Genomic DNA, 25,160 nt, shown 5'->3' on the forward strand with positions numbered 1-25,160 from the left:
GACATGGCGGACAAGCCGGTCCGGGCCGACAAGGCTTCGGCCGTCGCTGAGCTCACGGACCACTTCCGTGCTTCAGCGGCCACCGTGTTGACCGAATACCGCGGCCTCACCGTGAAGGAGCTCACCGAGCTCCGGCGATCGCTGGGCGGCGAGAACAAGTACGCCGTCGCGAAGAACACGCTGGCGAAGCGTGCGGCGAACGACGCGGGTATCGAGGGTCTCGACGCGCTGTTCACCGGTCCTACCGCGCTCGCCTTCGTGAACGGTGACGTGGTCGAGGCGGCCAAGGGCCTTCGTGCCTTCGCCAAGGCCCACCCCGTTCTGGTCATCAAGGGCGGTGTCTTCGAGGGCAAGGCCATCACGGCGGACGAGGTCAACAAGCTTGCTGACCTCGAGTCCCGTGAGGTGCTGCTGGCCAAGCTGGCCGGTGCCATGAAGGCCAACCTGAGCAAGGCCGCTGCCACGTTCCAGGCGCCCCTCACCAAGACGGTGCGCACGGTCGAGGCCCTGCGGGCGCAGCGCGAGCAGGCTGGTTCCGCGGAGGCCTGAGCCCTCGCGTGAACCGTTAAACATCAAAGTTTCTTACGAAAGGTTGCCACCATGGCGAAGATCAGCACCGACGACCTGCTCGACGCGTTCAAGGAAATGACCCTGATCGAGCTCTCCGAGTTCGTGAAGCAGTTCGAAGAGGTCTTCGACGTCAAGGCCGCCGCCCCGGTCGCCGTCGCCGCCGCCGGTGGTGCCGCTGCTCCGGCCGAGGCCGAGGCCGAGAAGGACTCGTTCGACGTCGTCCTCGAGGGTGACGGTGGCAAGAAGATCCAGGTCATCAAGGTCGTGCGTGAGCTGACCGGCCTGGGCCTCAAGGAGGCCAAGGACGCCGTCGAGTCCGCCCCGAAGGCGATCCTCGAGGGTGTCAACAAGGAGAAGGCCGAGGCCGCCAAGGCCAAGCTCGAGGGTGAGGGCGCCAAGGTCACCCTCAAGTGATCTGACGCTCCACAGCGTTGTATGTCGATGGCGGGGATCCGTGACCGGGTCTCCGCCATCGCCGTACCCCCGGCGTCTCGGCATCTCAGGACAGCGGCCGCGACGGGATTGCGCAGAGGGCGGCAAAGGTCGTCAAAGCGCGCTATTCATGCGTTAAGGTCCGTTTGGTGCGTCGAGTGGATGACCGCGACCGTCCGACCCGCGGCACAGCCCTTGACTGTGTGTCGGCGGACAGGCACGCTGACATCAGCAAGTTTCCGCGCTTGCGACAGCCGCCCGATGGGTAACAGGGTCATACCCGATGCCCGGTTGGGCCGGCACCGAGGATTGTTGCCGCGTTTCTGAGCGGCCCCGCCAGGCATTGGCCGGCGGGGACACGTTCCGCAGGCAACCTCTGGTGTGGGCTGGACAGCGGTTAGCCAAGCGGCTACACTGCTAGTTTGCGCTGCCTTCTGCCTTGCCTTCGACTGAGATATCCATGTGGATAACTCTCTTGGGGGCTCATTGGAGTGCACGCAGACCAGTTGCACCAGCAACTCAGCCGCATAGCAGCACCGGTCCTCGGAAGGACGCATCTTGGCAGCTTCCCGCCCTGCGAAGACCAGCCGTACGTCGAGCGCTTACGCACCCCGCCGGGTCTCTTTCGGCCGGATCACCGAGCAGCTAGAGGTCCCCAACCTCCTCGCCCTCCAGACGGATTCGTTCGACTGGCTGGTCGGCAACGAGGCGTGGCAGGCCCGGACGACGGACGACCCGCACGCCCACTCGGGCCTCGCAGAGATCCTCGAAGAGATCAGTCCCATTGAGGACTTCTCCGGCACCATGTCGCTGTCCTTCTCCTCCCCGCGCTTCGACGAGGTCAAGGCCTCGATCGAGGAGTGCAAGGAGAAGGACCTGACCTACTGTGCCCCGCTGTTCGTGACCGCGGAGTTCACCAACAACACCACTGGCGAGATCAAGAGCCAGACCGTGTTCATGGGTGACTTCCCGATGATGACCCCCAAGGGGACGTTCGTCATCAACGGCACCGAGCGGGTCGTGGTGAGTCAGCTCGTCCGTTCGCCGGGCGTGTACTTCACCAAGGAGCCGGACAAGACCTCCGACCGCGACCTCACCAGCGTCAAGGTCATCCCCAGCCGGGGTGCCTGGCTGGAGTTCGACATCGACAAGCGCGACACGGTGGGTGTCCGCATCGACCGCAAGCGCCGGCAGGCCGTCACCGTCCTGCTCAAGGCGATCGGCTGGTCGGCGGACCAGATCCGTGAGCGGTTCGGGTGGTCCGAGCTGCTCATGACGACGCTGGAGAAGGACCACATCGCGGGGCAGGACGAGGCCCTGCTAGACATCTACCGCAAGCTGCGCCCTGGCGAGCCGCCGACGCGCGAGAACGCGCAGACCCTGCTCGACAACCTCTTCTTCAACCCGAAGAGGTACGACGTCGCCAAGGTCGGCCGTTACAAGTTCAACAAGAAGCTCGAGATCGACGTGCCCATCGTTCGCGGCACGCTTTCCGAGGAAGACATCGTCAAGACCGTTGACTACCTGTGCCGGCTGCACGCCGGTGAGGACGGTTACGAGGCTGACGACATCGACCACTTCGGCAACCGGCGCCTGCGTACGGTCGGCGAGCTCATCCAGAACCAGGTCCGCGTGGGCCTCTCCCGGATGGAGCGGGTCGTCCGTGAGCGGATGACGACCCAGGACGTCGAGGCGATCACGCCGCAGACCCTGATCAACATCCGGCCCGTCGTGGCCGCGATCAAGGAGTTCTTCGGCACCTCGCAGCTGTCGCAGTTCATGGACCAGACCAACCCCCTCGCGGGTCTGACCCACCGTCGCCGTCTGTCGGCGCTCGGCCCGGGTGGTCTGTCCCGTGAGCGGGCCGGCTTCGAGGTCCGCGACGTGCACCCGTCCCACTACGGCCGGATGTGCCCGATCGAGACGCCCGAAGGCCCGAACATCGGTCTGATCGGCGCGCTCTCGACGTTCGCGCGGGTCAACCCGTTCGGCTTCATCGAGACGCCGTACCGGAAGGTCGTCGAGGGTGTCGTCAGCGACGAGGTGCACTACCTCACCGCTGACGAGGAGGACCGGTTCATCAAGGCCCAGGCGAACGCCGTGCTGGCAAGCGACGGCACCTTCGCCCAGGACCGCGTCCTGGTCCGCCGTAAGGGCGGTGAGGTCGACTACGTGCCCGGCACGGAGGTCGACTACATGGACGTGTCGCCGCGGCAGATGACCTCGGTCGCCACCGCGATGATCCCGTTCCTCGAGCACGACGACGCCAACCGTGCCCTCATGGGTGCGAACATGCAGCGTCAGGCCGTGCCGCTGGTCAAGGCGGAGTCCCCGCTGGTCGGCACCGGCATGGAGTACCGCGCCGCCGTCGACGCCGGTGACGTGGTCGTCGCCGAGGTCAGCGGTGTGGTCGAGGACCTGTGCGCCGACTACGTGACGGTGCACCAGGACGACGGCCACCGCCGGACCTACCTGCTGCACAAGTTCCGTCGCTCGAACGCCGGCTCCTGCGTCAACCAGAAGCCGGTCGTCTTCGAGGGTGACCGGGTCGAGGCCGGCCAGGTCATCGCCGACGGTCCCTGCACCGACGAGGGCGAGATGGCGCTCGGGCGCAACCTGCTCGTCGCCTTCATGTGCTGGGAGGGCCACAACTACGAGGACGCGATCATCCTGTCGCAGCGCCTCGTGCAGCAGGACGTCCTCACCTCGATCCACATCGAGGAGCACGAGGTCGACGCCCGCGACACCAAGCTGGGCCCGGAGGAGATCACCCGCGACATCCCCAACGTCAGCGAGGAGATGCTCGCTGACCTGGACGAGCGCGGCATCATCCGGATCGGCGCCGAGGTCGTCCCCGGCGACATCCTGGTCGGCAAGGTCACGCCGAAGGGCGAGACCGAGCTGACCCCGGAGGAGCGCCTGCTCCGCGCCATCTTCGGCGAGAAGGCCCGGGAGGTCCGGGACACCTCGCTGAAGGTTCCGCACGGCGAGACCGGCACCGTCATCGGTGTCCGCACCTTCTCCCGCGAGGACGGCGACGAGCTGCCCCCCGGCGTCAACGAGCTGGTCCGGGTCTACGTCGCTCAGAAGCGGAAGATCCAGGACGGTGACAAGCTCGCCGGCCGGCACGGCAACAAGGGCGTCATCTCCAAGATCCTGCCGGTCGAGGACATGCCGTTCCTCGAGGACGGCACGCCCGTCGACATCGTGCTCAACCCGCTCGGTGTGCCCTCGCGTATGAACATCGGCCAGGTTCTGGAGACCCACCTCGGGTGGATCGCCAAGACCGGTTGGTCGGTCGAGGGTGACGACGAGGAGTGGAAGCGTCAGCTCCGCTCGATCGAGGCGCACGAGTCCCCCGCCGACAGCAACGTCGCGACCCCGGTCTTCGACGGTGCCCAGGAGGAGGAGATCAAGGGTCTGCTCGAGTCGACGCTGGTCAACCGCGACGGTAAGCGGCTGGTCAACGGCGACGGCAAGGCGCAGCTGTTCGACGGCCGCTCGGGTGAGCCGCTGCCGGACCCGATCTCGGTCGGCTACGTCTACATCCTGAAGCTGAACCACCTGGTCGACGACAAGATCCACGCTCGGTCGACCGGTCCGTACTCGATGATCACGCAGCAGCCGCTGGGTGGTAAGGCGCAGTTCGGTGGCCAGCGCTTCGGTGAGATGGAGTGTTGGGCCATGCAGGCCTACGGCGCGGCCTACGCGCTGCAGGAACTGCTCACCATCAAGTCCGACGACGTCCTCGGCCGCGTGAAGGTCTATGAGGCCATCGTCAAGGGCGAGAACATCCCGGAGCCGGGAATCCCGGAGTCCTTCAAGGTGCTCCTCAAGGAGCTGCAGTCGCTGTGCCTGAACGTCGAGGTGCTCTCCAGCGACGGCGTTGCTCTGGAGATGCGCGAGACGGACGACGAGGTCTTCCGGGCCGCGGAGGAACTCGGCATCGACCTGTCCCGGCGCCCGAACGAGGGCGTCAGCAGCGTCGAAGAGATCTGACGGAGAGCGTCCCCGGCCGGTCCCGACGCATGTCGGGGCCGGCCGGGACGCCCCCGCCGGCCTTGAATTCACCCGAGCAACGAAACACGAGGGATAGTCCAAGTGCTCGACGTCAACTTCTTCGACGAGTTGCGCATCGGCCTTGCTACCGCTGACGACATCCGGCAGTGGTCGCACGGCGAGGTCAAGAAGCCCGAGACGATCAACTACCGCACCCTCAAGCCCGAGAAGGACGGACTCTTCTGCGAGAAGATCTTCGGTCCGCAGCGGGACTGGGAGTGCTACTGCGGTAAGTACAAGCGGGTCCGGTTCAAGGGCATCATCTGTGAGCGCTGTGGCGTCGAGGTGACCCGGTCCAAGGTCCGCCGTGAGCGGATGGGCCACATCGAGCTCGCCGCTTCCGTCACCCACATCTGGTACTTCAAGGGCGTCCCGAGCCGTCTCGGCTACCTGCTCGACCTCGCCCCCAAGGACCTCGAGAAGATCATCTACTTCGCCTCGTACGTGGTCACGAGCGTGGACGCCGAGGCGCGTCACCGCGACATGTCCACCATCGAGAACGAGATCTTCGCCGAGAAGCGCCAGTCCGAGAACAGCCGCGACTCGGAGATCGAGAAGCGCGCTGCGAAGCTGGAGCAGGACCTCGCCGAGCTCGAGGCCGAGGGTGCCAAGGCCGACGTGCGCCGCAAGGTCAAGGAAGCCGGCGAGCGCGAGATGCGCCAGATCCGGGACAAGGCGCAGCGCGAGATCGACCGTCTCGACGAGGTGCTCGACACCTTCCGCAAGCTCGACTCCAAGCAGCTGGTCACCGACGAGCTGCTCTACCGCGAGCTGCGCGACCGCTTCGGTGAGTACTTCACCGGTGGCATGGGCGCCGAGGCCATCAAGGCGCTGCTGCAGAACATGGACCTGGACGCTGAGGCGGAGAACCTTCGGGAGATCATCCGCAGCGGTAAGGGCCAGCGGAAGATCCGGGCGCTCAAGCGGCTGAAGGTCGTCGCGGCGTTCCTGAACACCCGCAACTCGCCGCTCGGCATGGTCCTGGACTGCGTCCCGGTCATCCCGCCGGACCTGCGCCCGATGGTGCAGCTCGACGGTGGCCGCTTCGCGACCTCCGACCTGAACGACCTGTACCGCCGGGTCATCAACCGGAACAACCGCCTCAAGCGACTGATCGACCTCGGCGCGCCCGAGATCATCGTCAACAACGAGAAGCGGATGCTCCAGGAGGCCGTCGACGCGCTGTTCGACAACGGCCGTCGTGGCCGTCCGGTCACCGGCCCGGGTAACCGGCCGCTGAAGTCGCTCTCCGACATGCTCAAGGGCAAGCAGGGCCGGTTCCGTCAGAACCTGCTCGGCAAGCGGGTCGACTACTCCGGTCGTTCCGTCATCGTCGTCGGCCCCCGGCTCAAGCTGCACCAGTGCGGCCTGCCGAAGCAGATGGCGCTGGAGCTGTTCAAGCCGTTCGTGATGAAGCGCCTGGTCGATCTGAACCACGCGCAGAACATCAAGTCCGCCAAGCGGATGGTCGAGCGGCAGCGCCCGGTCGTGTGGGACGTCCTCGAAGAGGTCATCAGCGAGCACCCGGTTCTGTTGAACCGTGCGCCGACCCTGCACCGCCTCGGCATCCAGGCCTTCGAGCCGCAGCTGGTCGAGGGCAAGGCCATCCAGATCCACCCGCTCGTGTGTACGGCGTTCAACGCCGACTTCGACGGTGACCAGATGGCGGTCCACGTGCCGCTGTCGGCTGAGGCGCAGGCCGAGGCCCGGATCCTGATGCTGTCGTCGAACAACATCCTCAAGCCGGCCGACGGCAAGCCGGTGACCATGCCCACCCAGGACATGATCATCGGGCTGTACTACCTGACCCACATGACGCCCGGTGCCAAGGGCGAGGGCCGGGTGTTCAGCTCGGACGCCGAGGCGCGGATGGCGTTCGACAACGGTGAGCTGCACCTGCAGGCGAAGGTGAAGATCCGCCTCCAGGAGATCATCGGTGTCGACAACGGCGCCAAGGGCGAGCCGTGGGTCGCGCCGGAGGACTGGGCGGAGGGCGACCAGGTCCTGGTCGAGACCACCCTGGGCCGGGTCATCTTCAACGAGACCCTGCCGCCGGGCTACCGCTACGTGAACTACGAGATCCGTAAGGGTCAGCTCTCCGCGATCGTCAACGACCTCGCCGAGCGCTTCCCCAAGGTCGCCCTGGCCGCGACCCTGGACGCGCTCAAGGAGGCCGGCTTCCACTGGGCCACCTGGTCCGGTGTGACGATCGGTATGGGCGACGTCATCGCACCGCCGCGCAAGCCGGAGATCCTCGCCAAGTACCAGGCCGAGGCCGACCGGATCGACAAGCAGTACCAGCGTGGCCTGATGACCGGTGAAGAGCGCCGCGGCGAGCTCATCGAGATCTGGACCAAGGCGACCAACGAGATCTCCAAGGAGATGGAGACCGCGCTGCCGCAGGAGAACCCGCTCTGGGTCATGATCAACTCCGGCGCTCGCGGTAACCTCCTCCAGCTCCGGCAGATCGCCGCGATCCGCGGTCTGGTGGCCAACCCCAAGGGTGAGATCATCCCGCGGCCGATCACCTCGTCGTACCGCGAGGGTCTGACCGTTCTGGAGTACTTCATCTCCACGCACGGTGCCCGTAAGGGCCTGGCGGACACCGCCCTGCGTACCGCCGACTCGGGTTACCTGACCCGTCGTCTGGTGGACGTCTCGCAGGACGTCATCATCCGCGAGGAGGACTGCGGCACCGAGCGCGCGATCCCGATGCAGGTGGGTGAGCGCGAGGCGGACGGCACCGTGGTCGTGCACGTGCACGCGGAGACCGGTGTGCACGCCCGTACGCTGGCCGACAACATCGACGACGCCAACGGCAACCGCGTGGTGTCGCGTGGTGAGGACCTCAACTCGATCCTGGTCGACAAGCTTGTCGCCGCGGGTGTCGAGAACGTGCGGGTTCGCAGCGTGCTGACCTGTGAGTCGAAGCTGGGCGTGTGCGCGGCCTGCTACGGCCGTTCGCTGCCGACCGGCAAGTCGGTCGACATCGGCGAGGCCGTCGGCATCATCGCGGCCCAGTCCATCGGTGAGCCGGGTACCCAGCTGACGATGCGTACCTTCCACACCGGTGGTGTCGCGGGTGAGGACATCACCCAGGGTCTGCCGCGTGTCCAGGAGATCTTCGAGGCCCGCGTGCCGAAGGGTAAGGCGCCCATCGCCGACACCCCGGGACGTGTGCGCATCGAGGACGGCGAGCGGTCCCGGAAGATCATCGTGATCCCGGACGACGGCAGCGAAGAGATCGTGTACGACAAGATCTCGAAGCGCGTCAAGCTGCGGGCGCACGACGGCGACCACGTCAACGTCGGCGAGAAGCTCACCGAGGGCACCATCGACCCGCACGAGCTGCTGCGCATCATGGGCCCGCGCGCGGTCCAGGTCCACCTGACCAGTGAGGTCCAGGAGGTCTACCGCTCGCAGGGTGTGCTCATCCACGACAAGCACATCGAGATCATCATCCGCCAGATGCTCAAGCGGGTGACGGTCATCGACTCCGGCGCGACCGAGTTCCTGCCGGGTGTGCTGGTCGACCGGGCGCTCTTCGAGTCGGAGAACCGCCGGCTCGTGGGCGAGGGTGGCGAGCCCGCCGCCGGTCGTCCGGTGCTGATGGGTATCACCAAGGCCTCGCTGGCGACCGACTCCTGGCTCTCCGCGGCCTCCTTCCAGGAGACCACCCGGGTGCTCACCGACGCTGCGATCAACTCGCGCAGCGACTCGCTGGTGGGCCTCAAGGAGAACGTCATCATCGGTAAGCTCATCCCGGCCGGTACCGGTATCTCCAAGTACCGCAACATCCGGGTCGAGCCGACCGAGGAGGCCAAGGCCAAGGTGTACTCGATGACCGGGTACCCGGAGACCGACTACGGCTTCGGGCCGGCCAGCGGGCAGGCTGTGCCGCTGGACGACTTCGACTTCGGGTCGTACCGCTAAGGGTTTCTCCGCACAGGGCGGTCGCGCTTCGGCGCGGCCGCCCTGTGCCGTTCCCCGGGCCGCACGCGTTTGTAAGGTAGGTGGGTGACCCTTCCCGCCGTGCCCACCCGCCACCCGCTCGATCCGGAGCCGGTGCCGTCGACGAAGGCGCGGGCGGTCTTCGCGCTGGGGCTGGTGGCGCTGCTGACCGGCCCGCTGATCGGTGGGGTGATCCCGGCCACGGTCGCGCTCCTGCTGGCCCGGCAGTCGGCCCGCCAGGCGTACGCGGCCGGGGGTTTCCTGACCGGCTCGGCCTGGATCCGCCGGGGCCGTGCGCTGGCCTGGGGCGGCATCGTCCTGGCCATCGCCGCGCTGGTGGTGCTGTCGATCGCGGGGTTGCTGCATCTGGCCGCCGCGCCCGGTGGGCAGGATTTCGCGCCCGGCACCGACTGACCCCGCCGGCAGGGGCCGGGTGAGCCCCGGGACCGGGCGGGCTGCGGCTGTCCTCGGGGGAGTGACATGCTTCGGTTATGACGCAACCCCCGGGCGCCGCCTATCCGCCGCCGCAGCCGGGCCAGCAACCGCAGGCCGGCGGCTATCCGCCGCCGGGTCAGCAGTCTCCGGCCGGCGCTTATCCGCCGCCGGGGCCTCCGGCCGGGGCCTATCCGCCGCCGGGTCAGCAGTCCCCGCCCGCCGTCTATCCGCCGCCGGGTCAGCAGTCCCCGCCCGCCGTCTATCCGCCGCCGGGTCAGCCGTACCCCGGGGCGTATGGTTCGCCCGCGCCGTACGGCTCTCCGGTGGCGCAGGCCGCGCCCGGGCCGTACGGATCGCCCCATGGTTTCGCGCCTCAGCCACCGGCCTCCGGAGGCTGGCAGCCGGAGCGGGTGGACCAGGTGACCGGGACCGGGTTCGGCCTGGTGCATCTGCAGGTGCCGCCGATCACCTCCGGCCCGGCGATCGGCTCGCTGATCGCTGGCATCGCCGCGATCCTGGTCTCGTTCGCGGTCCTCTGTTTCGGTCTCACCGGCGCCGAGGAGGGCTGGGGCGCCCTGGTGGCCGGGGCTTTCACGTTGCTCAGCGTGCTGGCCGGTGGGGGAGCGGTGGCGGCCGCGGTGATCGCGCGCCGACGGATCGCGGGGAGCGGGGAGACGGGCCGGGTCCGGTTCACCGGACGTGGGCTCACCATCGGTGGGATGGTGTGCGGGATCGCCGGTGCCGCACTGGCTCTGATCGGCCTCGTACTGGGACTGGTGTTGCAGTTGGCGTGATCGGACAGGCCGGTGTGAGGCAGCACGCACCGGATCCCGGCACCGCGACGTGGGCACGCTGAGGCACCCGGTACACTGGTATACGGAGATGTCCATCGTGGGAGCCTGGGTTCATTTTGACCTGGGTGCGCAGGGTGGGTAGTCTTTCCCCTCGTGCCCGGGCTCGCCCGGGCAACTCGTGCGTGCACCCGTTTCGGAACGTGCGACGGGTTAGAGCACCACGACGGGCAGGGCCGATCAAAGCCCTGCTCACACAGACAACATCCGGAGCGCGTGAGCCTTCATGCGTGATGGGACCGTGAGCCGGACGACACGCCCGACCGCGGGTGCGGGACACTCCCCTCGGGGAGCGGTCAGCACACAGAGCCAGAAATACTCGGTGCGGCCGTATTACAGGAAGCGGCCGAAGGGAGCGGAGAAACCCGGTGCCCACGATCCAGCAGCTGGTCCGCAAGGGCCGCCAGGCGAAGACGAGCAAGACGAAGACGCCGGCGCTGAAGGGAAGTCCTCAGCGGCGCGGCGTGTGCACGCGCGTGTACACCACTACCCCCAAGAAGCCGAACTCTGCGCTGCGCAAGGTCGCTCGTGTGAAGCTCAGCAGCCAGATCGAGGTGACGGCGTACATCCCGGGCGTCGGCCACAACCTGCAGGAGCACTCGATCGTGCTCGTGCGTGGCGGTCGTGTTAAGGACCTCCCGGGCGTCCGCTACAAGATCGTTCGTGGTTCGCTGGACACCCAGGGCGTCCGGAACCGCAAGCAGGCCCGCAGCCGTTACGGCGCGAAGAAGGAGAAGAGCTGACATGCCGCGTAAGGGACCCGCTCCGCGCCACCCGGTGGTCGCTGACCCGGTGTACAACTCCCCGCTGGTGACGCAGCTGGTCAACAAGATCCTGATCGGCGGTAAGCGTCAGCTCGCCGAGCGCATCGTGTACGGCGCCCTGGAAGGTGCCCGCGAGAAGAGCGGCACCGACCCGGTGGTCATCCTCAAGCGCGCCATGGACAACGTGAAGCCGACCCTCGAGGTCCGCAGCCGCCGTGTCGGTGGCGCGACCTACCAGGTTCCGGTCGAGGTCCGCACCCCGCGTCAGACCACCCTCGGTCTGCGCTGGCTGGTCCAGTACTCCAAGGCCCGCCGCGAGAAGACCATGATCGAGCGCCTCCAGAACGAGCTGCTCGACGCCAGCAACGGCCTCGGCGCCGCGGTGAAGCGTCGCGAGGACACCCACAAGATGGCGGAGTCCAACAAGGCCTTCGCGCACTACCGCTGGTAAGACCCTGCTGCGGGCCCGGCATCCGCCGGGCCACGGCAGTCGTACCGGTCCTTAGAGACGACGACGAAGAAAAGTAGGGATGGAAGTGGCTGCCGCAGACGCGCTCGCCCTCGCCAAGGTTCGCAACATCGGCATCATGGCGCACATCGACGCTGGTAAGACCACGACGACTGAGCGCATCCTGTTCTACACCGGCATCACGTACAAGATCGGTGAGGTCCACGAGGGCGCTGCCGTCATGGACTGGATGGAGCAGGAGCAGGAACGCGGTATCACCATCACTTCCGCCGCCACCAAGTGCGAGTGGAAGGGTCACACGATCCAGATCATCGACACGCCCGGCCACGTCGACTTCACGGTCGAGGTCGAGCGGTCGCTGCGTGTGCTCGACGGTGCGGTCGCGGTGTACGACGGTGTGGCCGGCGTGGAGCCCCAGACCGAGAACGTGTGGCGCCAGGCGGACAAGTACAACGTCCCCCGCATGTGCTTCGTCAACAAGCTCGACCGGACCGGTGCCGACTTCTTCCGCTGCGTGCAGATGATGATCGACCGGCTCAACGCCACCCCGCTGGTCCTCCAGATCCCGATCGGGCTCGAGGGCGACCACATCGGTGTCGTCGACCTGATCGAGATGCGTGCCCTCACCTGGCGTGGTGAGACCCAGAAGGGTGAGGACTACGCCATCGAGGAGATTCCGGCTGACCTGGCCGAATCTGCCGCCGAGTGGCGCGAGAAGCTGATCGAGACCCTCGCCGACGTCGACGACGCGGTGATGGAGAAGTACCTCGAGGGCGAAGAGGTATCGATCGACGAGATCCGGGCCGCCATCCGGCGCGCCACGATCGCGAGCAAGGCCAACCCGGTGCTCTGCGGCTCGGCGTTCAAGAACAAGGGTGTGCAGCCGATGCTGGACGCCGTTGTCGAGTTCCTGCCGTCGCCGCTGGACATCCCGGCCATCGAGGGCACCGCGACCGACGGCGAGACCCCGCTGCTGCGGAAGCCGTCGAACGACGAGCCCTTCTCGGCGCTGGCCTTCAAGATCCAGACCGACAAGCACCTCGGCAAGCTGACCTACGTGCGGGTCTACTCCGGAACGCTCGAGACCGGTACCCAGGTGATCAACTCCACCAAGGACCGCAAAGAGCGGATCGGCAAGATCTACCAGATGCACGCGAACAAGCGTGAGGAGCGCACCACCGCGCAGGCCGGCGACATCATCGCCGTCCAGGGTCTGAAGCAGACCACCACCGGTGACACGCTCTGCGACCCGGCGAAGCCGGTCATCCTCGAGTCGATGACCTTCCCGGAGCCGGTCATCCAGGTGGCCATCGAGCCGAAGACCAAGTCGGACCAGGAGAAGCTGGGCACCGCGATCCAGCGTCTGGCCGAGGAGGACCCGACCTTCCGCGTCTTCAACGACGAGGAGACCGGGCAGACCATCATCGCCGGCATGGGCGAGCTTCACCTCGACATCCTCGTCGACCGTATGCGCCGCGAGTTCAACGTCGAGGCGAACATCGGCAAGCCGCAGGTGGCGTACCGCGAGACGATCCGCGGCACCGTGGAGAAGCACACGTACGTCCACAAGAAGCAGACCGGTGGCTCGGGCCAGTACGCGAAGGTCATCGTCAACGTCGAGCCGCTTCCGCTCGACGCGGACGGCCCCACGTACGAGTTCGTGAACGCGGTGACCGGTGGTCGCATCCCCAAGGAGTTCATCCCCTCGGTGGACGCGGGTGCGCAGGACTCCCTGCAGTACGGCGTCCTCGCCGGCTACCCGCTGGTCGGCGTGAAGTTCACGCTGGTCGACGGTCAGTACCACGAGGTCGACTCCTCCGAGATGGCCTTCAAGATCGCCGGCTCGATGGCGATGAAGGAAGTGGCTCGCAAGGCCGACCCGGCTCTCCTCGAGCCGATGATGTCCGTCGAGGTCACCACCCCTGAGGACAACATGGGTGACGTCATCGGCGACCTCAACTCCCGGCGTGGCATGATTCAGTCGATGGAGGAGCGTCACGGCGCTCGCGTCGTCAAGGCTCTGGTCCCGCTCTCGGAGATGTTCGGCTACGTCGGCGACCTCCGGTCGAAGACTGCGGGCCGGGCTAGCTACAGCATGCAGTTCGACTCCTACGCCGAGGTTCCCGCGAACGTGGCGAAGGAGATCATCGCTAAGGCCACCGGCGCCTGACGCGTTGAGGCACGTGCGGCCTGTCGAGGGCCGCACGTGCACGAGCAGTCGACAGAGTCCTGAGCGCCTTATCGGCGTGCCGGGCGAAAAGTAATGATCAGTCCACAGGAGGACACCAGTGGCGAAGGCGAAGTTCGAGCGGACTAAGCCGCACGTCAACATCGGCACCATTGGTCACATCGACCACGGTAAGACGACGCTGACTGCGGCCATCACGAAGGTCCTGCACGACGAGTTCCCCGAGCTGAACCCGTACACCCCGTTCGACGAGATCGACAAGGCGCCGGAGGAGAAGGCTCGTGGTATCACGATCTCCATCGCGCACGTCGAGTACCAGACCGCGGCGCGTCACTACGCGCACGTGGACTGCCCCGGCCACGCGGACTACATCAAGAACATGATCACCGGTGCGGCCCAGATGGACGGCGCGATCCTGGTCGTGGCCGCCACCGACGGCCCGATGCCGCAGACCAAGGAGCACGTGCTCCTGGCCCGCCAGGTCGGCGTTCCGTACATCGTCGTCGCCCTGAACAAGAGCGACATGGTCGAGGACGAGGAGCTCCTGGAGCTCGTCGAGCTCGAGGTTCGCGAGCTGCTCAGCACCTACGAGTTCCCGGGCGACGACCTGCCGGTCGTGCGCGTGTCGGCGCTCAAGGCGCTCGAGGGCGACCCGGAGTGGACCGGCAAGCTCCTGGAGCTGATGAACGCGGTCGACACCGCGATCCCGCAGCCCGAGCGTGAGACCGAGAAGCCGTTCCTCATGCCGATCGAGGACGTCTTCACGATCACCGGCCGTGGCACCGTGGTGACCGGTCGCGCCGAGCGTGGCATCCTCAAGCCGAACGAGGAGGTCGAGATCGTCGGTATCCGCGAGAAGTCGACCAAGACCGTCTGCACCGGCATCGAGATGTTCCGCAAGCTGCTCGACGAGGCCCGCGCGGGTGAGAACGTCGGTCTGCTGCTCCGCGGTATCAAGCGCGAGGACGTCGAGCGCGGCATGGTCGTCGTGAAGCCGGGCACCACGACTCCGCACACGGAGTTCGAGGGCCAGGTCTACATCCTCTCGAAGGAGGAGGGTGGCCGGCACACCCCGTTCTTCCAGAACTACCGGCCGCAGTTCTACTTCCGCACCACGGACGTCACCGGCGTCGTCACGCTGCCCGAGGGCACCGAGATGGTCATGCCCGGCGACTCCACCTCCATGTCCGTGAAGCTGATCCAGCCGATCGCCATGGAGCAGGGCCTGAAGTTCGCGATCCGTGAGGGTGGCCGCACCGTCGGCGCCGGAACGGTCACGAAGATCAACAAGTGATCGGACGTTGTTCACGACACAGTCGTGAACAACGCCTGAAGGTGACCCCGATTAGCAATGCCGGATTCAATCCGGCATACTAGTCAGGTTGCGTCCGCGCGGGGTGGGTGACTCGATGGTGGCTAGCGCTGCCTGTTCAGTCACCCACCCTCGCCGGGTGTCCGGGTGTGTTCCTTTGCCGCCCGACACCACAGATCCCCGTGATCGACTGGAGTGCCAAGCACTCTGCCTGGGCATCATCTGCCCGAAGGCGCGACACGCCCGACCGCGGGGGTCGGACAACGCAGGATCAACCGTCCTGCGGGCATGCGGAGGCCACCCGCTTCCGCAGGTAGCGGCATCGAGAGAAGGAAACAGAAGCCACCATGGCGGGACAGAAGATCCGCATCCGGCTCAAGGCCTATGACCACGAGGTCGTCGACTCCTCGGCGCGGAAGATCGTCGAGACGGTGACGCGTACCGGGGCGCAGGTCGCGGGCCCGGTGCCGCTGCCCACGGAGATCAACCGTTTCTGCGTGATCCGTTCGCCGCACAAGTACAAGGACTCGCGCGAGCACTTCGAGATGCGCACGCACAAGCGGCTGATCGACATCATCGACCCGACCCCCAAGACGGTCGACTCGCTCATGCGCCTCGACCTGCCGGCTGGCGTCGACATCGAGATCAAGCTGTAGGGACCGGACAATGGACAGGCAAGTTAAGGGGATCCTGGGCGCCAAGCTCGGCATGACCCAGGTCTGGGACAACAACAAGGTTGTCCCGGTGACCGTGGTGCAGGCCGGCCCGTGCGTCGTGACCCAGGTCCGCACCGATGAGAAGGACGGCTACTCGGCTGTCCAGCTGGCTTACGGCGCGATCGACCCGCGCAAGGTGAACAAGCCCGAGAGCGGCCAGTTCGCCAAGGCCGGCGTTTCGCCGCGCCGCCACGTGGTTGAGCTGCGCACCGTCGACGCCGGCGAGTACGAGCTCGGCCAGGAGGTCAGCGTCGACACGTTCACGGTCGGCCAGCCGATCGACGTGACCGGCAAGACCAAGGGCAAGGGCTACGCCGGTGTCATGAAGCGGCACGGCTTCCACGGTCTGCGCGCGAGCCACGGTGTCGAGCGCAAGCACCGCTCGCCCGGCTCCATCGGCGCCTGCGCGACCCCGGGTCGCGTCTTCAAGGGTATGAAGATGGCCGGTCGCATGGGTGGCAAGCGCTTCACCGTGCAGAACCTGGTCATCCAGGCCGTCGACACCGAGCGCAACCTGATCCTGGTCCGCGGCGCGGTTCCCGGTCCCAAGGGCGCGCTGATCCTGGTCCGTTCCGCTGCGAAGAAGACCGCGAAGGGCGGTGCCAAGTGAGCTCCGTTGACGTGATCAACGCTGAGGGTGCGAAGGCCGGCTCGGTCGACCTGCCCGGCAACGTCTTCGACGTCGCAGCGAACATTCCGCTGATGCACCAGGTCGTCGTGGCGCAGCTGGCCGCGGCCCGGCAGGGCACGCACAAGGCCAAGACGCGCGGCGAGGTCGCCGGTGGCGGCAAGAAGCCGTACAAGCAGAAGGGCACCGGCCGGGCTCGTCAGGGCTCGATCCGCGCGCCGCAGTTCACCGGCGGTGGCGTCGTGCACGGTCCCGTGCCGCGCGACTACAGCCAGCGGACCCCCAAGAAGATGAAGGCCGCGGCTCTCCGCAGCGCCCTCTCCGACCGGGCTCGTGACGGCCGCGTCTTCGTGGTCGAGTCCTTCCTCGCCGGCGAGAAGCCGTCGACGAAGGCCGCGATCGCGACCCTGCGCAAGGTCGCCCAGAGCAACAAGGTCCTGGTCGTCCTGGACAGCCAGGACGAGCTGAACTGGGTGTCGCTGCGCAACGAGCCGACCGTCCACCTCATCGAGGCCGGCCAGCTCAACACCTACGACGTGCTGGTCGCCGACGAGGTGGTCTTCACGAAGGTCGCGCTCGACGAGTTCCTCGGCGGGACCGCGAAGTCCGAGGAGGGCGACAAGTGAGCACGATCGCCGACCCGCGCGACATCATCGTCGCCCCGGTGGTCTCCGAGAAGAGCTACAGCGTTCTCGACCAGAACTGGTACACGTTCCAGGTTCACCCGGACGCGAACAAGACGCAGATCAAGATCGCTATCCAGCAGATCTTCAACGTCCGCGTGCTGACCGTGAACACCGCGAACCGCGAGGGCAAGCGCAAGCGCACCAAGACCGGTTGGGGTCAGCGCAAGGCGACCAAGCGCGCGATGGTCAAGCTGGCTGACGGTGACCGTATCGAGGCCTTCGGCGGCCCGGTCAGCTAAGGGGTTTGTGAATCATGGGAATCCGTAAGTACAAGCCGACCACGCCGGGCCGTCGTGGCTCCAGCGTCGCCGACTTCGCCGAGATCACCCGGTCGACGCCGGAGAAGTCTCTGCTGGTTCCGCTGCCCAAGAAGGGCGGCCGCAACGTCCACGGCCGGATCACCACCCGGCACCAGGGCGGTGGCCACAAGCGGCAGTACCGGCTGATCGACTTCAAGCGGAACGACAAGGACGGCGTGCCGGCCAAGGTCGCTCACATCGAGTACGACCCCAACCGCACCTCCCGCATCGCTCTGCTGCACTACGCCGACGGTGAGAAGCGCTACATCCTCGCGCCGAAGGACCTGAAGCAGGGCGACCGCGTCGAGTCGGGCGTGGGCGCGGACATCAAGCCGGGGAACAACCTTCCCCTGCGCAACATCCCGGTCGGTACGACGGTCCACGGCGTGGAGCTTCGTCCCGGCGGTGGCGCCAAGCTGGCCCGCTCGGCCGGCGTCGGCATCCAGCTGCTCGGCCGTGAGGGTGCCTACGCCACGCTGCGTATGCCGTCCGGTGAGATCCGGCGCGTCGACATCCGCTGCCGCGCGACGGTCGGCGAGATCGGCAACGCCGAGCAGTCGAACATCAACTGGGGTAAGGCCGGCCGTATGCGGTGGAAGGGCAAGCGCCCCACCGTCCGTGGTGTCGCCATGAACCCCGTCGACCACCCGCACGGTGGTGGTGAGGGTAAGACCTCCGGTGGTCGTCACCCGGTCAACCCGGCTGGTAAGCCGGAGGGCCGTACCCGCCGCAAGGGCCAGGAGAGCGACAAGCTGATCGTTCGCCGCCGCTACGCCACCCGCAAGCGCGGGTAACGGGAGTTAAAAGATGCCTCGCAGCCTGAAGAAGGGCCCGTTCGTCGACGACCACCTGCTCAAGAAGGTGGAAGTTCAGAACGAGAAGAACTCGAAGAACGTCATCAAGACCTGGTCGCGGCGTTCGACCATCATTCCGGACATGCTCGGACACACGATCGCCGTGCACGACGGGCGCAAGCACGTCCCGGTGTTCGTCACCGAGGCCATGGTCGGTCACAAGCTCGGCGAGTTCGCTCTGACCCGTACGTTCAAGGGTCACGAGAAGGACGACCGCAAGAGCCGTCGTCGCTAGTCAGTCCACGGATAAGAAAGGGGTTACAGCGATGCCAGTTAAGAATGACGCTCCGGCGCTTCCGGGCTCTCGCGCAGTTGCGAAGCACGTCCGCATTTCGCCGAGCAAGGCTCGCCGTGTGATCAACCTCGTCCGCGGTCTGCCCGCGAAGGAGGCTCTGATCGTCCTGCAGTTCGCGCCGCAGTCGGCGAGCGAGCAGGTCTACAAGGTGGTCGCCAGCGCGATCGCGAACGCTGAGAACAACGAGCGGCTCGACCCCGACACTCTCCTCATCAGTGAGGCGTTCGTCGACGAGGGTCCGACGCTGAAGCGTTTCCGTCCGCGGGCGCAGGGCCGGGCGTACCGGATCCGCAAGCGCACGTGTCACATCACCATCGCGGTCGAGGCGGTCCAGACGGCCCGCCCGGCGAAGAAGGCTGCGGCCAAGAAGGCTGCGCCGCAGGCCGAGTCCCAGAGCACGGAGGGTGCCGAGTAATGGGTCAGAAGGTTCACCCCACCGGGTTCCGTCTCGGCATCTCCACCGACTGGCGGAGCCGCTGGTTCGCGGACAAGCTCTACAAGGACTACATCGGCGAGGACGTCAAGATCCGCCGCATGATGTCCAAGGGCCTCGAGCGCGCCGGCATCTCCAAGGTGGACATCGAGCGGACCCGTGACCGGGTTCGTGTCGACATCCACACCGCCCGGCCGGGCATCGTCATCGGCCGTAAGGGCCAGGAGGCCGACCGGATCCGCGGCGAGCTCGAGAAGCTCACCGGCAAGCAGGTCCAGCTGAACATCCTCGAGGTCAAGAGCCCCGAGTCGGACGCTCAGCTGGTCGCTCAGGGTGTCGCCGAGCAGCTGTCCTCCCGGGTCAGCTTCCGCCGGGCGATGCGTAAGGCCATGCAGTCGGCCATGAAGAACCCGATCTGCAAGGGCATCCGGGTGCAGGTCTCCGGCCGTCTCGGCGGCGCGGAGATGAGCCGCACGGAGTTCTACCGTGAGGGTCGTGTTCCGCTGCACACGCTGCGGGCCAACATCGAGTACGGCTTCTTCGAGGCCCGTACCACGTTCGGCCGTATCGGTGTGAAGGTCTGGATCTACAAGGGCGACGCCGTCCCGGGTCGCGAGGCCGTCGCTGAGGCGCCGGCTCGCCCGCGCCGTGACCGCGCCGACCGTCCCGAGCGTCCGCGTCGTGGCCGTTCCGGTTCGTCCGGCACGACCGCGGGCGGCACCGAGGCTGGCCGGGCCGCTCAGGCCCAGGCGCGGGGTGGCGACACCCCCGCCGGCGAGAACCTGAATGACGCTGCGGTCGCCGCCGCTCCGGCGCAGGCCGAAACGCAGCAGGAGGGCTGACAAATGCTGATGCCGCGTAAGCCCCCAAAGGGCTTCCGTAAGCCGCATCACCCGGACCGCAGTGGCGCGTCCAAGGGCGGCAACCGGGTCGTCTTCGGCGAGTTCGGTATCCAGGCTCTGGAGCCCGCGTACGTGACGAACCGGCAGATCGAGTCGGCACGTATCGCGATGACCCGTCACATCAAGCGTGGCGGCAAGGTCTGGATCTCGATCTTCCCGGACCAGGCCCTGACCAAGAAGCCTGCCGAGACCCGCATGGGTTCCGGTAAGGGTTCTCCGGAGTGGTGGGTGGCGAACGTCAAGCCGGGTCGGATTCTCTTCGAGATGTCCTTCCCGAACGAGACGGTCGCGCGTGAGGCGATGCGCCGCGCGATCCACAAGCTCCCGATGAAGTGCCGCATCGTGACGCGCGAAGTGGGTGAAAGCTGATGGCAGCGGGCGTTAAGGCAGCCGAGCTGCGCGAGAACTCCGACGAGGAGCTGATCGCGAAGCTGCGGGAGGCCAAGGCGGAGCTGTTCAACCTTCGTGTGCAGCGCGCGACAGGCCAGCTCGACAATCACCGTCGGCTGCAGGTCGTTCGCAAGGACATCGCGAAGATCTACACGATCATGCGTGAGCGTGAGCTTGGGCTCTCGGTCGCGCCGGATGAGGTGACGGCATGAGTGAGAACACCACCGCTCCGCGCGCTCAGCGCAAGACGCGTGACGGTCTCGTGGTCAGCGACAAGATGGACAAGACTGTCGTCGTCGAGGTCGAGGACCGGGTCAAGCACGCCCTGTACGGCAAGGTCATCCGCCGTACGCGGAAGCTGAAGGTGCACGACGAGCAGAACGCGGCCGGCGTCGGTGACCGCGTTTCGATCATGGAGACTCGTCCGCTCTCCGCCACCAAGCGGTGGCGCATCGTGGAGATCCTCGAAAAGGCCAAGTGAGTGCGCTGGGCCGGCTCCGGCCGGCCCAGCGGACCATCGTTCCGCCAAGCTTCGGGCTGCTTTTCCCGGAGAACTGGCAGACATAGGAGACAGACGTGATCCAGCAGGAGTCGCGACTGCGCGTCGCCGACAACACGGGTGCCCGGGAGATCCTGTGCATCCGGGTGCTCGGTGGCTCCGGTCGCCGTTACGCGAGCATCGGCGACGTCATCGTGGCCACGGTCAAGGACGCCATTCCGGGTGGCGGTGTGAAGAAGGGTGACGTCGTCAAGGCGGTCATCGTCCGCACCGCCAAGGAGCGGCGCCGTCCGGACGGCTCGTACATCCGTTTCGACGAGAACGCCGCCGTCATCATCAAGGACGGCGGGGACCCCCGCGGCACCCGCATCTTCGGCCCGGTCGGGCGCGAGCTGCGCGACAAGCGGTTCATGAAGATCATCAGCCTGGCGCCGGAGGTGCTCTGACCGTGAAGATCAAGAAGGGCGACACGGTCGTCGTCATCGCCGGCAAGGACAAGGGTGCCAAGGGTAAGGTCATCGCGGCCTTCCCGCGGCAGGACAAGGTCCTGGTCGAGGGCGTCAACCGAGTCAAGAAGCACGAGCGTATCCGCACGAACCAGCGCGGATCGAAGACCGGTGGCATCGTCACCCAGGAAGCCCCGATCCACATCTCGAACGTGCAGGTGCTGGACGACCAGGGCAAGCCGACCCGCATCGGCTACCGGATCGACGACAACGGCACCAAGGTCCGGATCGCGCGTACGACCGGTAAGGAACTCTGATGACTGCCGCTACCGAGGCCAAGACGCTGCCGCGTCTCAAGCAGAAGTACCGCTCGGAGGTCGTGCCGGCCATCCGTGAGCAGTTCAAGTACGGCAACCCGATGCAGACGCCGGGCCTGGTCAAGGTCGTCGTCAACATGGGTGTCGGCGAGGCTGCCCGCGATGCCAAGCTGATCGACGGCGCGGTCCGGGACCTGACCACCATCACCGGTCAGAAGCCGCTGGTCCGCCGGGCGACCAAGTCCATCGCGCAGTTCAAGCTGCGTGAGGGCATGCCGATCGGCGCGAAGGTCACCCTCCGCGGCGACCGGATGTGGGAGTTCCTGGACCGGCTGCTGTCGATCTCGCTGCCCCGTATCCGCGACTTCCGCGGACTCGACGGCCGCAAGCTGGACGGTCACGGCAACTACACGTTCGGTCTGACCGAGCAGTCGGTGTTCCACGAGATCGATCAGGACAAGATCGACCGCCCCCGGGGCATGGACATCACCGTGGTCACCACCGCCTCGACCGACGACGAGGGCCGGGCGCTGCTCAAGCTCCTCGGCTTCCCGTTCAAGGAGAACTGAGCATGGCTAAGAAGGCGCTGATCATCAAGGCGGCCGCGAAGCCGAAGTTCGCCGTGCGTGCCTACACCCGCTGCCAGAAGTGCGGTCGCCCGCACTCGGTCTACCGCAAGTTCGGCCTGTGCCGCGTTTGCGTGCGGGACATGGCCCACCGTGGTGAGCTGCCCGGCGTGTCCAAGGCCTCCTGGTAACTTCCGTCCTCTGGCCCGCCTTCACCGGCGGGCCATCAGGCGGACCCGAATGTAATGCCGCTTCGCCGTAGGCCTGAGCCCAGCTCGGGAACCCCGGCGAGAAAGGTTGACGAATACCCATGACGATGACGGACCCGATCGCAGACATGCTCACGCGTCTGCGTAACGCCAACCAGGCGTACCACGACAAGGTGACGATGCCCTACTCGAAGATCAAGGCGAACATCGCCGAGGTCCTCAAGGCCGAGGGTTACATCGCTTCGTGGACGTCTGAGGAGCCCGAGGAGGGCGCGGTCGGCAAGCGTCTGGTCGTTGAGCTCAAGTACGGCCAGAACCGCGAGCGCAGCCTCGCCGGCATCAAGCGCGTCTCGAAGCCGGGCCTGCGGGTTTACGCCAAGTCCGACGAGCTGCCGCGCGTGCTCGGTGGCCTCGGTGTCGCGATCATTTCGACGTCCCAGGGACTGCTGACCGACAAGCAGGCCCGCAAGCGGAGCGTTGGCGGGGAAGTCCTCGCCTTCGTCTGGTAACTGGAGACTTAGACATGTCGCGAATCGGACGTAAGTCGATCCCGGTCCCGGCCGGCGTCGACGTCACCATCACGGGGCAGACCGTCAAGGTCAAGGGCCCCAAGGGCGAACTCTCGCACACCGTCGCCGAGCCGATCACGGTCTCGCAGGATGGTGGCGAGCTGGTCGTCAACCGCCCCAACGACGAGCGCAAGGCCAAGGAACTGCACGGCCTCTCCCGTACCCTGGTCGCCAACATGATCGTCGGCGTCACCGAGGGCTACAAGAAGGTCCTGGAGATCAACGGCACCGGTTACCGCGTGACCGCCAAGGGCAAGGACCTCGAGTTCGCCCTCGGTTTCTCGCACCCGGTTCTGGTTCCGGCGCCGGCGGGCATCACCTTCTCCGTCGAGAAGCCGACCCAGTTCACCGTCACCGGTATCGACAAGCAGCTGGTGGGCGAGGTCTCCGCGAACATTCGCAAGATCCGTCCGCCGGAGCCCTACAAGGGCAAGGGCGTCAAGTACCAGGGCGAGGTCATCCGCCGCAAGGCTGGAAAGGCAGGTAAGAAGTGACCGCCACGCTGCTCAAGCGCCGCAACGGCGGCGGCATCGCCGCCAAGCGTGCCGTCGGCAAGGCGCGTCGGCACTTCCGGGTCCGCAAGAACGTCAGTGGTACGGCCGAGCGTCCCCGCCTGGTCGTCACCCGGTCCGCGCGGCACATCACCGCGCAGATCATCGACGACCTCAAGGGCCACACGCTGGCCTCGGCGTCCACGCTCGACACCTCGATCCGGGGTGGCGAGGGCGACAAGACCGCGCAGGCCGGCAAGGTCGGCGCGCTTCTCGCCGAGCGGGCCAAGGCCGCGGGGATTTCCAAGGTCGTCTTCGACCGGGGTGGCAACAAGTACGCGGGCCGCATCGCCAAGCTCGCGGACGCCGCTCGCGAAGCCGGACTCGAGTTCTAGGAGGGATTGACCAATGCCTGGTCAGCAGCGCCGAGGCGGCGGGTCCGGCGGTAACACCGAGGGTGGCAACCGCAGGGACAACCGTCGCGAGGGCGGCCGCGGCAACGCGCCCGTCGAGAAGACCCCGCATCTCGAGCGGGTCGTCGCGATCAACCGTGTCGCGAAGGTCGTCAAGGGTGGTCGTCGCTTCAGCTTCACCGCCCTGGTGATCGTCGGCGACGGTGACGGCACCGTCGGTATCGGCTACGGAAAGGCCAAGGAGGTGCCCGCGGCCATCGCCAAGGGCGTCGAGGAGGCCAAGAAGCACTTCTTCAAGGTCCCGCGGATCGGTGCGACGATCCCGCACCCGATCACCGGCGAGGCCGCCGCGGGTGTCGTTCTCCTCAAGCCGGCGTCGGCTGGTACCGGTGTCATCGCCGGTGGCCCGGTGCGCGCCGTGCTGGAGTGCGCGGGTATCCACGACATCCTGTCGAAGAGCCTCGGCTCTTCGAACCCGATCAACATCGTGCACGCGACCGTGGCCGCTCTGAAGGGCCTCGAGTCGCCGGAGGCCGTGGCCAAGCGCCGTGGTCTGCCGGTCGAGGACGTGGCGCCGGCGGCCATGCTGGCAGCGCGTGCGGAAGCGGCGGTGCACTGATGGCGCGCTTGAAGGTCACCCAGATCCGGTCCGGGATCGGGCGTAAGCAGAACCAGCGGGACTCCCTGCGGTCGCTCGGCCTGAAGCGGATCAACGATGTGGTGGTCAAGGAGGACCGTCCCGAGATTCGGGGCATGATCTTCGCCGTGAACCACCTCGTCACTGTCGAGGAGGTCGAGTAAATGGCGATCAAGGTCCACCACCTGCGCCCGGCGCCCGGTGCCAAGACCGCGAAGACCCGTGTGGGTCGCGGTGAGGGCTCCAAGGGCAAGACCGCCGGTCGCGGTACCAAGGGCACGGGTGCCCGTAAGAACACCCCGGCGTCGTTCGAGGGTGGGCAGATGCCCATCCACATGCGCCTGCCGAAGGTGAAGGGTCTGAAGAACCGGCCGCGTAACAAGGTCGTGTTCCAGGTCGTCAACCTGGACAAGCTCGCTGAGCTGTTCCCGAACGGCGGCGAGGTCGGCCCGTCCGAGCTGGTCGAGGCCGGCGCGGTCCGCAAGGGCCAGCCGGTCAAGGTGCTCGGCTCGGGTGAGCTGGCCGGTGTGGCGCTGACCATCTCGGCGCACGCGTTCAGCGACTCGGCCAAGGCGAAGATCGCCGCGGCCGGTGGCTCGGCCACCGAGCTGTAAGTCGTGATGCGGTGAGAGGCCGCGGCACCGGGGAGACCCGGGCCGCGGCCTCTTGTCGTTAAACGGCCCTGTGCGGCGCGTGTGGCCGTGATCGCGCTGTGGACTCCTCCCAGTGCGGCTGCGCCGTGAGAACGCCGTGACGGCCGTCTCAGAGCGTCAGGGCCC

31 protein-coding genes are annotated in these 25,160 nt (G+C 66.8%); all 31 read left to right on the plus strand.

The window, feature by feature from the left end:
* Window positions 1-3: 3 nt before the first annotated feature.
* Window positions 4-549: a 50S ribosomal protein L10 gene (rplJ, locus tag Aut01nite_RS04130; RefSeq protein WP_043531114.1), complete on the plus strand. Its 546-nt coding sequence runs from the start codon at window positions 4-6 to the stop codon at window positions 547-549.
* A 51-nt stretch (window positions 550-600) separates the two neighbouring features.
* Window positions 601-984, plus strand: coding sequence for a 50S ribosomal protein L7/L12 (gene rplL, locus Aut01nite_RS04135; RefSeq protein WP_043531112.1), 384 nt, complete (start codon window positions 601-603; stop codon window positions 982-984).
* A gap of 576 nt (window positions 985-1,560) precedes the next feature.
* Window positions 1,561-5,001 (plus strand): DNA-directed RNA polymerase subunit beta, encoded by a 3,441-nt coding sequence (gene rpoB, locus Aut01nite_RS04140; RefSeq protein ID WP_043531110.1) that lies wholly within the window; start codon window positions 1,561-1,563, stop codon window positions 4,999-5,001.
* Between the two features lie 102 nt (window positions 5,002-5,103).
* Window positions 5,104-8,994 carry a DNA-directed RNA polymerase subunit beta' gene (locus Aut01nite_RS04145; RefSeq protein ID WP_043531109.1) on the plus strand — a complete coding sequence of 1,297 codons (3,891 nt, stop codon included), beginning with the start codon at window positions 5,104-5,106 and terminating at the stop codon, window positions 8,992-8,994.
* A gap of 84 nt (window positions 8,995-9,078) precedes the next feature.
* On the plus strand, window positions 9,079-9,426 hold the full coding sequence (locus tag Aut01nite_RS04150) for a hypothetical protein (protein ID WP_043531107.1): 348 nt from the start codon (window positions 9,079-9,081) through the stop codon (window positions 9,424-9,426).
* Between the two features lie 77 nt (window positions 9,427-9,503).
* Window positions 9,504-10,241: a phage holin family protein gene (locus Aut01nite_RS43240; protein ID WP_239124591.1), complete on the plus strand. Its 738-nt coding sequence runs from the start codon at window positions 9,504-9,506 to the stop codon at window positions 10,239-10,241.
* 425 nt (window positions 10,242-10,666) lie between these two features.
* Entirely contained in the window at window positions 10,667-11,041 is a 375-nt protein-coding gene (gene rpsL / locus Aut01nite_RS04160) for a 30S ribosomal protein S12 (protein ID WP_014440718.1), read from the plus strand.
* A 1-nt stretch (window position 11,042) separates the two neighbouring features.
* Complete coding sequence (gene rpsG, locus Aut01nite_RS04165) at window positions 11,043-11,513, plus strand: 30S ribosomal protein S7 (protein WP_043531103.1); 471 nt, start codon at window positions 11,043-11,045, stop codon at window positions 11,511-11,513.
* 85 nt (window positions 11,514-11,598) lie between these two features.
* Entirely contained in the window at window positions 11,599-13,701 is a 2,103-nt protein-coding gene (fusA, locus tag Aut01nite_RS04170; RefSeq protein WP_043531299.1) for an elongation factor G, read from the plus strand.
* 118 nt (window positions 13,702-13,819) lie between these two features.
* Entirely contained in the window at window positions 13,820-15,013 is a 1,194-nt protein-coding gene (tuf, locus tag Aut01nite_RS04175) for an elongation factor Tu (protein ID WP_043531101.1), read from the plus strand.
* Window positions 15,014-15,378: 365 nt separating this feature from the next.
* The gene (rpsJ, locus tag Aut01nite_RS04180; RefSeq protein ID WP_007073037.1) at window positions 15,379-15,687 is read left to right on the plus strand and encodes a 30S ribosomal protein S10; all 309 of its coding nucleotides are present in this window, start codon (window positions 15,379-15,381) and stop codon (window positions 15,685-15,687) included.
* A gap of 10 nt (window positions 15,688-15,697) precedes the next feature.
* Window positions 15,698-16,357, plus strand: a complete 660-nt coding sequence (gene rplC / locus Aut01nite_RS04185; protein WP_043531099.1) for a 50S ribosomal protein L3 — start codon at window positions 15,698-15,700, stop codon at window positions 16,355-16,357.
* Window positions 16,354-17,001, plus strand: coding sequence for a 50S ribosomal protein L4 (gene rplD / locus Aut01nite_RS04190; RefSeq protein ID WP_043531097.1), 648 nt, complete (start codon window positions 16,354-16,356; stop codon window positions 16,999-17,001). The genes rplC and rplD overlap by 4 nt, the downstream gene beginning before the upstream one ends.
* Window positions 16,998-17,300, plus strand: a complete 303-nt coding sequence (gene rplW, locus Aut01nite_RS04195) for a 50S ribosomal protein L23 (protein ID WP_043531095.1) — start codon at window positions 16,998-17,000, stop codon at window positions 17,298-17,300. Before rplD ends, rplW begins: the two co-directional genes overlap by 4 nt.
* Window positions 17,301-17,314: 14 nt before the next feature.
* Window positions 17,315-18,154, plus strand: coding sequence for a 50S ribosomal protein L2 (gene rplB / locus Aut01nite_RS04200; RefSeq protein WP_043531093.1), 840 nt, complete (start codon window positions 17,315-17,317; stop codon window positions 18,152-18,154).
* A gap of 13 nt (window positions 18,155-18,167) precedes the next feature.
* Window positions 18,168-18,449 (plus strand): 30S ribosomal protein S19, encoded by a 282-nt coding sequence (rpsS, locus tag Aut01nite_RS04205; RefSeq protein ID WP_014687760.1) that lies wholly within the window; start codon window positions 18,168-18,170, stop codon window positions 18,447-18,449.
* 31 nt (window positions 18,450-18,480) lie between these two features.
* Window positions 18,481-18,924, plus strand: a complete 444-nt coding sequence (gene rplV / locus Aut01nite_RS04210) for a 50S ribosomal protein L22 (RefSeq protein WP_043531091.1) — start codon at window positions 18,481-18,483, stop codon at window positions 18,922-18,924.
* A complete protein-coding gene (gene rpsC / locus Aut01nite_RS04215; RefSeq protein WP_043531089.1) occupies window positions 18,924-19,784 on the plus strand; it encodes a 30S ribosomal protein S3 in 861 nt (286 codons plus the stop codon). The genes rplV and rpsC overlap by 1 nt, the downstream gene beginning before the upstream one ends.
* A gap of 3 nt (window positions 19,785-19,787) precedes the next feature.
* A complete protein-coding gene (gene rplP, locus Aut01nite_RS04220) occupies window positions 19,788-20,213 on the plus strand; it encodes a 50S ribosomal protein L16 (protein ID WP_014440729.1) in 426 nt (141 codons plus the stop codon).
* Entirely contained in the window at window positions 20,213-20,446 is a 234-nt protein-coding gene (gene rpmC, locus Aut01nite_RS04225; protein WP_043531087.1) for a 50S ribosomal protein L29, read from the plus strand. Before rplP ends, rpmC begins: the two co-directional genes overlap by 1 nt.
* Window positions 20,443-20,715, plus strand: a complete 273-nt coding sequence (rpsQ, locus tag Aut01nite_RS04230) for a 30S ribosomal protein S17 (protein WP_043531085.1) — start codon at window positions 20,443-20,445, stop codon at window positions 20,713-20,715. The genes rpmC and rpsQ overlap by 4 nt, the downstream gene beginning before the upstream one ends.
* A gap of 95 nt (window positions 20,716-20,810) precedes the next feature.
* Window positions 20,811-21,179, plus strand: coding sequence for a 50S ribosomal protein L14 (rplN, locus tag Aut01nite_RS04235; RefSeq protein ID WP_043531082.1), 369 nt, complete (start codon window positions 20,811-20,813; stop codon window positions 21,177-21,179).
* Window positions 21,176-21,496: a 50S ribosomal protein L24 gene (gene rplX, locus Aut01nite_RS04240; RefSeq protein ID WP_152629023.1), complete on the plus strand. Its 321-nt coding sequence runs from the start codon at window positions 21,176-21,178 to the stop codon at window positions 21,494-21,496. Before rplN ends, rplX begins: the two co-directional genes overlap by 4 nt.
* Entirely contained in the window at window positions 21,496-22,065 is a 570-nt protein-coding gene (rplE, locus tag Aut01nite_RS04245) for a 50S ribosomal protein L5 (RefSeq protein ID WP_043531078.1), read from the plus strand. Before rplX ends, rplE begins: the two co-directional genes overlap by 1 nt.
* A gap of 2 nt (window positions 22,066-22,067) precedes the next feature.
* Window positions 22,068-22,253, plus strand: coding sequence for a type Z 30S ribosomal protein S14 (locus tag Aut01nite_RS04250; RefSeq protein WP_014440734.1), 186 nt, complete (start codon window positions 22,068-22,070; stop codon window positions 22,251-22,253).
* 119 nt (window positions 22,254-22,372) lie between these two features.
* Window positions 22,373-22,780: a 30S ribosomal protein S8 gene (gene rpsH / locus Aut01nite_RS04255; RefSeq protein WP_014440735.1), complete on the plus strand. Its 408-nt coding sequence runs from the start codon at window positions 22,373-22,375 to the stop codon at window positions 22,778-22,780.
* Window positions 22,781-22,794: 14 nt separating this feature from the next.
* Complete coding sequence (gene rplF, locus Aut01nite_RS04260; RefSeq protein WP_043531076.1) at window positions 22,795-23,334, plus strand: 50S ribosomal protein L6; 540 nt, start codon at window positions 22,795-22,797, stop codon at window positions 23,332-23,334.
* A complete protein-coding gene (gene rplR, locus Aut01nite_RS04265; RefSeq protein WP_043531074.1) occupies window positions 23,331-23,726 on the plus strand; it encodes a 50S ribosomal protein L18 in 396 nt (131 codons plus the stop codon). Before rplF ends, rplR begins: the two co-directional genes overlap by 4 nt.
* A gap of 13 nt (window positions 23,727-23,739) precedes the next feature.
* Window positions 23,740-24,363 (plus strand): 30S ribosomal protein S5, encoded by a 624-nt coding sequence (rpsE, locus tag Aut01nite_RS04270; protein ID WP_043531072.1) that lies wholly within the window; start codon window positions 23,740-23,742, stop codon window positions 24,361-24,363.
* Entirely contained in the window at window positions 24,363-24,545 is a 183-nt protein-coding gene (gene rpmD, locus Aut01nite_RS04275; RefSeq protein ID WP_043531070.1) for a 50S ribosomal protein L30, read from the plus strand. Before rpsE ends, rpmD begins: the two co-directional genes overlap by 1 nt.
* Window positions 24,546-24,995, plus strand: coding sequence for a 50S ribosomal protein L15 (gene rplO, locus Aut01nite_RS04280; protein ID WP_043531069.1), 450 nt, complete (start codon window positions 24,546-24,548; stop codon window positions 24,993-24,995).
* Window positions 24,996-25,160 lie beyond the last annotated feature (165 nt).

It is taken from the genome of Actinoplanes utahensis, from assembly GCF_016862455.1.
Classification (GTDB): domain Bacteria; phylum Actinomycetota; class Actinomycetes; order Mycobacteriales; family Micromonosporaceae; genus Actinoplanes; species Actinoplanes utahensis.